The organism is Bradyrhizobium viridifuturi (genome assembly GCF_001238275.1).
Lineage (GTDB): Bacteria > Pseudomonadota > Alphaproteobacteria > Rhizobiales > Xanthobacteraceae > Bradyrhizobium > Bradyrhizobium viridifuturi.
The window spans coordinates 63282-75791 of record NZ_LGTB01000041.1; the positions used below are offsets into that span (position 1 = coordinate 63282).

The following is a 12510-nucleotide window of genomic DNA, read 5'->3' on the forward strand; positions in this document are numbered from 1 at the left end:
TGAGAAGGAAACCAAGCATGCCAGGGCCATTGGCGGGAGTTCGCGTACTTGATCTGACCGGTGTCGTTTCTGGCCCGTTCGCGACGATGTTCCTGGCCGATCAGGGCGCGGATGTCCTGAAGGTCGAACCGATTGGCGGCGACATCACCCGCCGCAGCCGGGCCAATGTCGACAAGACCGGCGAGTTCTCGGCATTATTCATCTCGTCGAACCGCGGCAAGCGGTCGCTCTCGATCGACATGAAGACCGATGCCGGCCGGGACGTGCTGGGCAAGCTGGTGCTGCAGGCCGACGTGCTGGTGCAGAATTTCCGGCCAGGCACGATGGAACGTCTCGGGCTCGGTCCGGACGAGGTGCGCAGCAAGAATCCGCGGTTGATCTATGTCTCGATCAGCGGCGTCGGCGAGGACGGGCCTTATGCCAAGAAGCGCGTCTATGACCCGATCGTTCAGGCGCTGTCGGGCTTCTGCGATATCCAGGCGCAGCCGGTGACCAACCGTCCGCAGATGATCCGGACCATCGTGGCCGACAAGACGACGGCGGTCTATGCCGCGCAGGCAATCACGGCGGCGCTGTACGCCCGGGAAAAATCCGGCAGCGGCCAGCATATCCAGGTGGCGATGCTCGACGCGATGGTCGCCTATCTCTGGCCGGAGGGCATGATGCAATACACCGTGGTCGGCCGGGAGCAGACCACCTCGGATCCGAACGATCGTCCCGATCTCGTGTTTCAGACCTCGGACGGCTATCTCACCTGCGGGACGATCTCCGATTCGGAATGGCAGGGCTTCTGCAAGGCGACCGGCGATCCCGCGCTTGCCGCCGACGAGCGTTTCGCCACGCCGGCGTCGCGCTCGGTCAATGCGACCGCGCGCATCAACAAGATGCAGGACTATATCGGCAAGCACACCACCGCCGAATGGCTGACACGGCTCGATGCGGCCGACGTGCCCTGCGCGCCGATCCTGCGGCGCGGCGAGATCATCGCCAACGAGCAGGTGGTTGCGCGCGGGCTGATCGCCGAGCTGGAGCAGCCCGGGGTCGGCACCGTGCGGCAGCCGAAGCCTGCGGCGCGGTTCGAGGTCGATGCCGCCGCGATCGGCGGCCCGGCCCCGCGCATCGGCCAGCATACAAGGCAGGTGCTGTCCGACCTCGGATATGGCGAAGCCGCCATCGCGGAGATGATCGCGCAGAAAGCCGTGCGCGCGGTCTGAGCGACCGCACCGCGCAACGTATCCATTCCCGAACTGAACAACCGCCGTCGGTGGGAGATGTCCTATGGCCGAGATGAACAAGACTGCTTTGCTGGTTGGCGCGGGCGATGCGATCGGCGCCGCGGTGGCGCGGCGGTTCGCCGCCGGCGGCTACTCCGTCTGCATCGCACGGCGTGACCCGGCGAAATCGAGCGCGCTGGTCGCGGAGCTGACCGGCGCCGGAAGCAAGGTGCACGCGTTCGCCGTCGACGCGCGGCGCGAGACCGAGGTGCAGGAGCTTTGCGAGCGGGTCGAGCGCGAGATCGGGCCGATCGAGGTCTGCCTGTTCAATGCGGGCTCGAACGTGAAGAAAGACCTGCACGAGACCAGCGAGAAGCTGTTCTTCAAGGCCTGGGAGCTCGCCTGCATGGCCGGATTCCTGGTCGGACGCGAGGCGACGCGGCATATGCTGCGGCATGGTCGCGGCACCATGCTGTTCACCGGCGCAACCGCGAGCGTGCGCGGCAGCAGCGGCTTTGCGGCATTCGCATCCGCCAAGTTCGGCCTGCGCGCGGTCGCCCAGGCGATGGCGCGCGAGCTCGGACCGCAGAACATCCATGTCGCGCATCTGCTGATCGATGCCGGCGTCGACAGTCCGGCCATTCACCAGCGGATGGCCGATCGGGGTATCGGGGCATCAGAGATCCCGCCGGATTCCCTGACGAAGACGTCCTCCATCGCCGAGGCCTACTGGTTCGTGCACCAGCAAAGCCGCGACGGCTGGAGCCACGAGCTCGACCTGCGGCCGTCGGTCGAGAAATGGTGATGCCATGCCGGAAACGCTGACGCTGTGGGGCGTGGGGACATCGCGGACGATCCGGGCCCATTGGGCATTGCATGAACTGGGCCTGGACTATCGCTGCCGGCCGATCCTGCCGCGCTCGGGCGAGACCAAGACTCCCGAATACACGGAGCTGAACCCGCGCCAGAAGATACCGCTGCTGCAGGATGGTGACTTCACGATCGGGGAGAGCGCCGCGATCGTCGCCTATCTGGCACGCACCTATTCCAATCCCGATGTTGCGTTGGTGCCGGTCGCGGCGCGCGATTTCGCGCGCTGGCTGGAATGGTGCTTCTTCATCGTGGCCGAGCTGGACTCGACCAGCCTCTACGTGATGCGCCGCCACGGCCTCCAGGGTCTTGCGCATATCTACGGCCACGCGCCCGACGTGGTCGGCAAGGCCGCGGAATATTTCCGCCAGCAGCTCAGGCACGTGGAAGTGGCGCTGTCCGATGGCCGCCAATATCTGATGGGCGATCAATTCACCAGCGCGGACATCCTGCTGACGACCTGCCTGGTGTGGGCCATCGATTACGGCGTCGGGGTCTGCGATGTCGCGACGCCCTATCTCGACCGGGTCACTGCGCGGCCGGCCTACAAGGAGAGCGTCGCGGTCAACACCGTGAAGAACTGACCGGTCCTACGGCCTGTCTGCTCCGCCGATATCGCATGTCGGTGTTAGGCCGTAACGGCCGTGCAGCCCGCGCCAGAGGCCGGCGCACAGGACACCCAAGAGCTTGCGCATCGAACATCCCCCTCGACGGTCGCAGTGATGTCATCGTGCTGATGTCGCCGGCAAAATGACAGAGCCATTTCTGGGCACGCCTGCGTAGTTTTTGAGCAGAGCGTCATTGCGGTCGTGCCAAGCGCACCGGAAAATCTCATGAGATTCAAATACCGGTGCCGTGGCACGCCTCCTGCATCAAAGGCCCTGAGTTGGCCGCTAGGGTTCCGATCTTGCCAGGCAAGATGCTGGTCCGAGAGCAGCCGCTTGCGGGGGAGACATCCCCGCAGGTGCACGGCGGGATAAAAGCCCGGGAGACCTCGTTAGCCAAGGGATTGGCGGAGCGATGGTCTTTTCGCCAGTCCCTTTTTGTGAAGTTTCGCAAGAGGGATCGGCAATGAACAAGTTCTCTTTCTTCCTTCGCTCTGTTGTCGTCGGCTGCGCAATTGCGCTCGCGGCCGCGCCCGCCGCCGACGCTGCCCCGAAGAAGAATTTCAAGGTCGCCTGGTCGATCTATGTCGGGTGGATGCCGTGGGGCTATGCGGCCGACACCGGCATCGTCAAGAAGTGGGCTGACAAATACGGCATCACGATCGAGGTCAAGCAGTTCAACGATTACGTCGAATCGATCAACCAATACACCGCCGGCGGCTATGATGCCGTTACCATCACCAACATGGATGCGCTGTCGATTCCGGCGGCTGGCGGCGTCGACACGACCGCGGTCGTGATGGGTGACTTCTCCAACGGCAATGACGCCGTGATCCTGAAGAACAAGTCCGACCTCGCCGCGATCAAGGGACAGACCGTCAATCTGGTCGAGTTCTCGGTGTCGCATTATCTGCTGGCACGCGCGCTCGAGACCAGCAAGCTGAGCGAGAAGGACGTCAAGGTCGTCAACACCTCGGATGCCGACATCGCCGCCGCCTACAAGACGCCTGATGTCAATGCGGTCGTGACCTGGAATCCGATCGTGACCGAAATCCTCGGATCGCCCGACGCCAAGAAGGTGTTCGATTCCTCGCAGATCCCCGGCGAGATCATGGACCTGATGGTGGTGAACACCGCGGTTGCCAAGGACAATCCGGATTTCGCCAAGGCGTTGGTCGGCATCTGGTACGAGACGCTGTCCAGGATGACCGCGAACGATCCCGCCGCGAAGGCCGCCAAGGAGGCGATGGCCAAGCTCCGGCACCGACCTCGCCGGCTTCGACAGCCAGCTCTCGACCACCAAACTGTTCGACAAGGCAACCGACGCCGAAGCCTTCACGCGCAGCAAGACCGTCGGAGCGACCATGGATCGGGTCCGCAAGTTCCTGTTCGAGAAGGACCTGCTCGGCAAGGGCGCTAAATCGGCCGACGCGTCGGCATCGAGCTCGCCGACAAGTCGGTGCTGGGCGACAAGGCGAACGTCAAGCTGCGCTTCGACCCGACCTATATGGCCGAAGCCGCCAAAGGCAAGCTCTGACGCGCTCAACGCCGTCCTCAGACAGGAGCCGACGATGCGACTTGTGAACATACGGCCGGGACGGCAGACGCGATTCTATCTGCTCGCGCTGCCGTTCCTGTTGGTCGCAATCGCCTACTTCGCCGGCTCCAGCGCGCGGCTCGCGCAGAACCCGAACGACAAGCTGCTGCCGGCGCTGCCGAGCATGGTGCAGGCGGTCAAGCAGATGGCGTTCGAGGTCGACCCGCGCACCGGCAGCTATCTGATGGCGTCCGACACCGTCGCCAGCCTCGGGCGGCTGGGGTCGGCGCTGGCGATCTCGACGGTGGCCGCGCTGGTGCTCGGCATCGTGATCGGGCTGCTGCCGGGCGCCAATGCATTGCTAGGGCCGTTCGTGTCGGTGACCTCGATGGTGCCGCCGCTGGCATTGTTGCCGATCCTGTTCATCGTGATGGGGCTAGGGGAGAATTCCAAGATCGCGCTGATCGTGATCGGCACGCTGCCCTGCATGGTCCGCGACCTTGCCATGAAGGTGCAGGAGCTGCCGCGCGAGCAGATCGTCAAGGCGCAGACGCTCGGCGCCTCGACCTGGCAGATCGCGCTGCGCGTCGCGATGCCGCAAACCCTGCCGCGGCTGATCGACGTGCTGCGGCTGCAGCTCGGCCCGGCGTGGCTGTTCCTGATCGCGGCCGAGGCGATCGCCTCGGATTCCGGGCTCGGCTACCGGATCTTCCTGGTGCGCCGCTATCTCGCGATGGACGTCATCATCCCCTACGTCGCCTGGATCACGCTGCTGGCGTTCCTGATCGATGTCGGCCTGCGCGTCCTGCAACGCAAGGCGTTTCCCTGGTTTGCCTCGGTGAGGGCGGAATGAGCGCGATCCGGTTTGACGACGTCTGGAAGGAATACGGCGACCACATCGTGCTCGAGCGCATCACGATGGAGGTCGAGCCGCGCGCCTTCATCGCGCTGGTCGGCCCGTCCGGTTGCGGCAAGACTACGCTGCTGCGGATGCTGCTCGGAGAGGAGCAGCCGACGCGCGGCCAAATCCTGGTTGACGGCAAACCGTTGCCGGGCGAGCCAGACGCCGACCGCGGCGTGGTGTTCCAGCGCTACTCGGTGTTTCCGCATCTCACCGTGCTGCAGAACGTCATGCTCGGCCGCGAGTTGCGCGACGCCAGGTTCACCGGCCGGTTGTTCGGCGCTGCGCGGCGCGCCGCCGCCGACGATGCCATGAGTCTGCTCGCCGAAGTCGGCCTCGCCGGTCAGGAGAGCAAATACCCGTCGGCGCTGTCGGGCGGCATGCAGCAGCGCCTCGCGCTGGCGCAGGCGATCATGCGCGGTCCGAAGATTCTCTTGCTCGACGAGCCATTCGGCGCACTCGATCCGGGTATCCGCGCCGATATCCATGTCCTGATGAAGCGGCTGTGGAACGAGACCCACCTGACGGTCGTGATGGTGACGCATGATCTCAGCGAAGCATTCGGGCTCGCGACGCGTGTGATCGCGCTGGAGCGTTCGCGCAACCGGCCCGAGGAGCGCGAGCGCTACGGCGCCACGGTGTCGCGCGATCTCGAGATTTTCCCGCGCCGCAGCGCCGAGCCGCGCGCGATCGTTCAATCAGCTCCGGCCGGGACGACCCGGTCAGGCAAGGAGCATCAGCCGGGACGGCCCGGCGCTCTCGTCTTGAAGGAGCAACCATGATCCTCACAGAGGAACAGAAGGCCGAGGTCGCGGCGCACACGCGGCGCTACAACGAGCTGAAGGCAGCGGGGCAGGAGCATGCGCCGCGCGCGCTGCCGGTGCCGACGTCGCGGGACGCCGCGCCGATCGCTGCCGACGCGATCATTCACCGGGAGGTTATTCCGGCCGGCTGGTACTGGACCGCGCGGCTCAACCGTGGCGATGCGCTGCGCATCGTCAACACGGCGGGGACATCCACGGTCAGCCTGCTGGCCTGGAATGCGTCCGATCCCAGTGAACGGCTGAACCACGCCGACACCATCAAGGTGCAGTGGGCGGCGCGGCTGCAGAAGGGACGCGTCCTGCTGTCCGACATGGGGCGGGCGCTGCTCGGCATCACCGAGGACACCAGCGCCGCACATGATGCTGTGGTCGGCGGCTCGACCACTGCCACCAACCAGGCGAAATACGGCGACGGAAATTTTCGCAACACGCGCGACAACTTCATTCTCGCAGCAAGCAAGCTCGGGCTCGACCGCCGCGACGTGCATCCCTGCGTCAGCTTCTTTGCGCCGGTCGCGATCGACGCGGATGGAAGATTTGTCTGGTCGGCGCCGCGCCGCGCCAAGGGCGACTTCGTCGATCTGCGCGCCGAGATGGATCTGTTGATCGCGCTGTCGAACTGTCCGCATCCGCTCGATCCCGCTTCGAGGTACCCGCAGGCGAGCGTGGAGATCGTGCGCTATCGCGCCAAGGGGCCTGCGGCCGATGATCTGTGTCGCACCGCGACTGCGGAGGCAATCCGCGCCTTCGAGAACAATGCACTGTACTTCGGCGAGACCAGCGAAGGAGCGATGCAATGACCGTGCAATCCGCTCAGGCCAACGGCCGTATTGTTCTCGACGTTGAGATTGCCGCGCGAAAGCCGTGGTCGGCGATCATCCGCAAGGGGCAGACCCTGCGCATCACCGATACCCATGGCCAGCAGGCGGTCGATACGCTGTTCTATTGCGCCAGCGATTTCGGCGAGCGCTACAGCGGGCAGGATACGCTGCGCGCGCAGGGCTCGGCCTATGTCGGGCTCGGCACACGGATCATGTCCAATGAAGGCCGCGTGATGCTGCGCGTCACGGCGGACAGTTGCGGCCTGCATGATACGTCGGCAGGTGCCTGTTCCTGCGAGAGCAACACCGTGCGGTTCGGGCACCAGACCCGCTACCAGCACGCCTGCCGCGAGAACTTCGTGATCGAGGCCGCGAAATACGGGTTGTCGAAGCGCGACATCGTGCCGAACCTGAACTTCTTCATGAACGTGCCGATCGACCCCGCCGGCAATTTCACCGTGGTCGACGGTGTCTCGAAGCCCGGCGACGCCATCGAGCTGGTCGCCGAGATGGACGTGCTGTGCCTGATCTCGAACTGCCCGCAGATCAACAATCCCTGCAACGGCTTCTTCCCGACGCCGGTGCAAGTCACGATCTTCGAGCCGGAGGCGTGAGGCATGTTCAGCAAGGTCCTGATTGCCAACCGCGGCGAGATCGCCGGGCGGATCGGCAGAACATTGCGCCATATGGGCATCGCTTCGGTCGCGGTCTATTCCGATGCCGACCGCTTCACCCGGCCGGTGCTCGAGGCTGACGAGGCCGTGCGCATCGGCCCGGCGCCCGCCGCCGAGAGCTATCTCGACGTCGATGCGATCATGGCGGCGTGCCTCGCGACCGGTGCGCAGGCGGTGCATCCCGGCTACGGCTTCCTGTCGGAGAACCGCCGCTTTGCGGAGCGGCTCGCCGAGCACGGCATCAGCTTCATCGGGCCGCGGCCGGAGCATCTCGACGCTTTCGGTCTCAAGCACAAGGCACGTGAGATCGCCGAGCGGAGCGGCGTGCCGCTGCTGCCGGGCTCTGGCCTGCTGGAGACCATCGACGAGGCGGTGCGCGAGGCTGAGCGGATCGGCTTTCCGGTGATGCTGAAGAGCACGGCGGGCGGCGGCGGCATCGGCATGCAGCTCTGCCACGATATGGCGACACTGCGCGAAAGATTCGAATCGGTACAGCGCACGGCGCGAGCGAGTTTTGGCGATGCGAGGGTCTATCTCGAGCGCTTCGTCGCCCAGGCGCGCCACATCGAGGTGCAGATCTTCGGCAACGGCAAGGGCGACGTGATCGCGCTCGGCGAGCGCGACTGCTCCTTGCAGCGGCGCAACCAGAAGGTCTTTGAGGAGACGCCCGCGCCGGGGCTCACCGCGGAGACCCGCCGACGGCTGCATGCGGCCGCGGTGGCGCTCGGCAAAGCCGTTGCTTACGAATCCGCCGGCACCGTGGAATTCATCTACGACGTCGCGCGCGAGGATTTCTACTTCCTCGAGGTCAATACCCGCCTCCAGGTCGAGCATCCCATCACCGAGCAGGTCACGGGCGTCGACCTGGTCGAATGGATGATCCGGCAGGCGGCAGGCGAGGACGTGCTGGGGCATGCGGGCACGCTGACGCCGAAGGGCGCGGCGATCGAGGTGCGGCTCTATGCCGAGAATCCGGGCGCCGGCTTTCGCCCGAGCGCGGGCCGGTTGACGCAGGTGACGTTCTCGCCGGACGCGCGGATCGACGGCTGGATCGAGACCGGCAGCGAAGTGACGCCGTTCTACGATCCGATGCTGGCCAAGATCATCGTTGCCGCCGAGACGCGCGAGGCCGCGATCGCAAAGCTGACGCAGGCGCTCGGGGATACGGTCGTCGCCGGCATCGAGACCAATCTCGACTATCTGCGTGCGATCGCCACGTCCGACGCGTTCCGCAGCGGGCAGGTCGCGACCAGCGTGCTGGGCGCATTCGCCTATCGTCCGCGCACCATCGATGTCGTCGCGCCCGGCGCGCAGAGCGGGGTGCAGGAATTGCCAGGCCGGCTGCACCTCTGGCATGTCGGCGTGCCGCCGAGCGGTCCGATGGACGAGCGGTCGTTTCGCCTTGCCAACCGCGTGGTCGGAAACCCGGAAACAACGACCGCGCTGGAGCTGACCGTCAACGGACCAACCTTGCGCTTCAACTCCGATGCGATCGTCGCGCTCGCTGGTGCCCGCATGAAGGCATCGCTCGATGGTGCCGAGATTGCCTACGACGAGCCGGTCGCGGTACGTGCCGGCCAGACACTGGTCATCGGCAGCATCAAGGGGCCGGGGCAGCGCAGCTATCTCGCCGTGCGCGGCGGCATCGACGTGCCCGAGATCCTTGGCTCGCGTGCGGTGTTCGCGCTCGGTGCCTTCGGCGGCCATGCGACGGGCGCGCTGAAGGCCGGCGACGTCCTGCATTTCGGTGCCGAGACGCGGGGCCTTGCTGCGCCTCGCCGCGCAACGGAGGACGAGCGACCGCAGCTCACGTCGGCGTGGCAGATCGGCGTGGTCTATGGCCCGCATGGCGCACCGGATTTTTTCCTCGAGGAGGACATCGAGACGCTGTTCGCGTCTGATTACGAGGTGCACTTCAACAGCGCGCGCACCGGCGTGCGGCTGATCGGGCCGAAGCCGCGCTGGGCGCGTGCCGATGGCGGCGAGGCCGGGCTGCATCCGTCCAATATCCATGACAACGCCTATGCGGTCGGCTCGATCGATTTCACCGGCGACATGCCGATCATTCTCGGGCCCGACGGGCCGAGCCTCGGCGGCTTCGTCTGCCCGGCGGTGGTCGCGCGCGACGAGCTCTGGAAGGTCGGACAGCTTCGACCCGGCGACACCGTTCGCTTCGTTCCGGTGAAACGCGACGATCCGGTGGCCGGGCCCACGGTGCTGCGCGCGCCCGAGCTCGGTTCGGCGATCGTCGGCCGCAACGAAGACGGCCCGATCCCGGTGGTGTACCGCCGCGCCGGCGACGACAATCTCTTGGTTGAGTATGGCCCGATGGAGCTCGACATCGCGCTGCGGCTGCGCGTGCATGTGCTGGCGCAGGCGCTGGAAGAAGCCAAGCTCGGTGGCCTGATCGATCTGACGCCCGGCATCCGCTCGCTCCAGATTCACTACGACGGCACGGCGCTGTCGCGCGGAAAACTGCTCGACGTGCTGCGCAGGATCGAGCGCGAATTGCCAGCTGTCGACGCGATGCGGGTGCCGAGCCGCACCGTGCATCTGCCGCTGTCATGGCGCGATCCGCAGGCCGAGCTCGCGATGCGCAAATATCAGGAGCTGGTGCGCGCGGATGCGCCGTGGTGTCCGTCGAACGTCGAGTTCATCCGCCGCATCAACGGGCTCGGTAGCGAGGACGATGTCCGCCGCATCGTGTTCGATGCCGACTATTTCGTGCTCGGTCTCGGCGACGTCTATCTCGGTGCGCCGGTGGCGACGCCGCTCGACCCGAGGCATCGGCTGGTGACCACGAAATACAATCCGGCGCGGACCTGGACGCCGGAGAACGCGGTCGGGATCGGCGGCGCCTATATGTGCATCTACGGCATGGAAGGGCCGGGCGGCTATCAGCTGTTCGGCCGCACCATCCAGGTCTGGAACAGCTGGCGCACGACGAAAGTGTTCGAGCCGGGTCATCCCTGGCTGCTGCGGTTCTTCGACAAGATCCGCTTCTTCCCGGTCGATGCCGACGAACTGCTCGACGCCCGCGCCGCGTTCCCGCACGGCCAGTACGACATCAGGATCGAGCAGGACGAATTCTCCTACGCCGACTATGCGAAGCAGTTGGCCGCGACGCAGCCGTCGATCGCTGCGTTCAAGGCGACGCAGCAGGCCGCGTTCGATGCCGAACGCCAGCGCTGGCGCGAGATGAAGCTCGACGAAGCGCCGGCGGAATCGATCGAGACTGCCGCAGTTGCGACCGGAATTCCCGACGGCCAGGTCGGCGCGTTCTCGGAAGTGCCGGGCAACATCTGGAAGATCCTGGTCGAGGAGGGCGCCGAGGTCGCGGCCGGCGACGTGCTGGCCATCATCGAGTCCATGAAGATGGAGATCTCGGTGCTCTCGCCCGCCGCGGGCCGCATCGCGTCGGTCCCGGTGAAGCCGGGGCAGACGTTGCGGTCGGGCGATGTCGTGGCGTTGATACGGCCAGGGTAAGACACGATCGGGAATAGCGCGGAACGGTTCTCCGAGAGGATCACGCGCAAACACGCGAGGTCCGCGAACTCTGCCATCGCTCGCGCCGGCCGCGGCTGGCGGTGAACGCGATCGGCATGCTGCGCGTTCGCAACTCGGCAGCCGGCGAGGAGACGGGCTTTCAAAATCCGCCCGGTGCGATGTGATCGCAAGGCTGGAACATAGTGCGCAAGTGCGCTTTGTTCCGGATGACGTCTGCAAAGGCAGGTTCCCATGCCCAATCGCGACATCATCGTGATCGGCGGCTCGGCAGGGGCGGTACCGGCGTTGAAGGACATCCTCCGACGGTTGCCGGCTGATCTTCCGGCCGCAATCTGCATCGTATTGCACATCCCGGCCCAGGGCGTCGGCATCCTCTCCACAGTCGCAACCGCCGCCGGCCAGCTACCGGTCCGGCGGGCAGAAAGCGGCATGGCGATCGAGAACGGCCACGTCTATCTGGCCGTACCGGATCACCATCTCTTGATTGACGATGGGCACCTCGTGCTTGGCCGCGGACCGCGCGAGAACCTGACCCGGCCGGCAATCGACCCGTTGTTTCGCTCGGCCGCACTGCACTACGGCCCCCGCGTGATCGGTGTCGTGCTCAGCGGCATGTTGTCCGACGGCGCGGCAGGCCTCGGCGCGATCAAGCGGTGCGGCGGGATCGCGCTGGTTCAGGACCCGCAGGACGCCATGTCCGGCGAAATGCCGCTCCGGGCGCTGGAGGCGACCACGGTCGATCTCTGCATGCCCGGCGCCCGGATGGGCGATGTGTTGCCAAATCTGGTTCGGGAGCGGCCGGGCGCGGTCCTGCCGATCCCGCCCCAAATCGCGCTTGAAGTGAAGATCGCGGCGGGCGAACGGATCAGCAGCGATGCGCTGGCCGATGTTGCCGATCCCGCGCCGTTGACTTGCCCGGCATGCGGGAGCGTGCTTTCCGGGTCCGACATGGGACACGTTGTTCGATTCCGCCATCAGCTCGGCGCCCATACCGCCGACATAGCCTCCAAGCAACCGGAGGACAGCACGGACGAGGCGCTTCGGTTCGCGCTTCGCATCATCGAGCAGCACGCCGAACGCGTAAATCGAAGCGGGTGGCCGACGATTGCGCGAATGTACGACGCGCGCCGGCGAATATCGCGAATATGCCGACACGATTCGCCGCGTCATGCTAGGATCGGCTGCTCCGGAGCACCGGACGCTGAAGGAGCCGCGATGGACGACGCCGATTGTGCGAACTGGGCGCATCAGTTGCGGTCCGAGCGACGGCTCTTGACCAAGGCGGAATTCGATATCGAGCAGGGCAGGCGGCGTCTTCGCAAACAGCAAGACCTGCTGGAAAGGCTGCAACGAGCCGGCCACGACACCAGGCAGGCCGAGCATCTGGCCGGTTCGCTCGAACGGACTCTGGTCGAATGGGAGCGTCACCGCGGCCTGATTGAACAGCGGATTGACTATCTCGAGCGGCACGTGGCGCCCCACGAATCGCGGGCAGGATAGTCAGCGCGCTGGCATGCCGCGAAGCAACGGCCGTCGGCCGGGCTGATACGCCATTGG

General features: G+C 65.9%; 9 protein-coding genes, 2 pseudogenes and 1 riboswitch. All 11 genes and pseudogenes read left to right on the top strand.

Translation table 11 applies throughout. The features are described from left to right. The first annotated feature begins 17 nt into the window (after positions 1–17). The 11 genes and pseudogenes from ALC15_RS31375 (at position 18) to ALC15_RS42325 (ending at position 12453) form a co-directional block, all read left to right on the top strand. Positions 18–1214 (top strand): CaiB/BaiF CoA transferase family protein, encoded by a 1197-nt coding sequence (locus tag ALC15_RS31375; protein ID WP_050630634.1) that lies wholly within the window; start codon positions 18–20, stop codon positions 1212–1214. A 64-nt stretch (positions 1215–1278) separates the two neighbouring features. Beyond that, positions 1279–2019 (top strand): SDR family NAD(P)-dependent oxidoreductase, encoded by a 741-nt coding sequence (locus ALC15_RS31380; protein WP_050630635.1) that lies wholly within the window; start codon positions 1279–1281, stop codon positions 2017–2019. Positions 2020–2023: 4 nt separating this feature from the next. Next, positions 2024–2668 (top strand): glutathione S-transferase family protein, encoded by a 645-nt coding sequence (locus tag ALC15_RS31385; protein WP_050630636.1) that lies wholly within the window; start codon positions 2024–2026, stop codon positions 2666–2668. A gap of 298 nt (positions 2669–2966) precedes the next feature. Continuing rightward, positions 2967–3077: riboswitch (guanidine-I (ykkC/yxkD leader) on the top strand. A gap of 78 nt (positions 3078–3155) precedes the next feature. Then, a pseudogene (locus tag ALC15_RS31395) lies at positions 3156–4226 on the top strand (putative urea ABC transporter substrate-binding protein). Positions 4227–4260: 34 nt separating this feature from the next. Continuing rightward, positions 4261–5079 (top strand): ABC transporter permease, encoded by an 819-nt coding sequence (locus ALC15_RS31400; RefSeq protein ID WP_050630638.1) that lies wholly within the window; start codon positions 4261–4263, stop codon positions 5077–5079. Next, complete coding sequence (locus tag ALC15_RS31405; protein WP_050630639.1) at positions 5076–5909, top strand: ABC transporter ATP-binding protein; 834 nt, start codon at positions 5076–5078, stop codon at positions 5907–5909. The genes ALC15_RS31400 and ALC15_RS31405 overlap by 4 nt, the downstream gene beginning before the upstream one ends. Beyond that, positions 5906–6751 carry an urea amidolyase associated protein UAAP1 gene (locus tag ALC15_RS31410; RefSeq protein ID WP_050630640.1) on the top strand — a complete coding sequence of 282 codons (846 nt, stop codon included), beginning with the start codon at positions 5906–5908 and terminating at the stop codon, positions 6749–6751. Before ALC15_RS31405 ends, ALC15_RS31410 begins: the two co-directional genes overlap by 4 nt. Next, the gene (locus tag ALC15_RS31415) at positions 6748–7386 is read left to right on the top strand and encodes an urea amidolyase associated protein UAAP2 (RefSeq protein WP_050630641.1); all 639 of its coding nucleotides are present in this window, start codon (positions 6748–6750) and stop codon (positions 7384–7386) included. The genes ALC15_RS31410 and ALC15_RS31415 overlap by 4 nt, the downstream gene beginning before the upstream one ends. Before the next feature lie 3 nt (positions 7387–7389). Continuing rightward, the gene (gene uca, locus ALC15_RS31420) at positions 7390–10932 is read left to right on the top strand and encodes an urea carboxylase (RefSeq protein ID WP_050630642.1); all 3543 of its coding nucleotides are present in this window, start codon (positions 7390–7392) and stop codon (positions 10930–10932) included. 252 nt (positions 10933–11184) lie between these two features. Further along, positions 11185–12229: pseudogene (locus tag ALC15_RS31425) on the top strand (chemotaxis protein CheB). After that, positions 12226–12453, top strand: a complete 228-nt coding sequence (locus tag ALC15_RS42325; protein WP_050630643.1) for a hypothetical protein — start codon at positions 12226–12228, stop codon at positions 12451–12453. Before ALC15_RS31425 ends, ALC15_RS42325 begins: the two are co-directional and overlap by 4 nt. Positions 12454–12510: the final 57 nt, after the last annotated feature.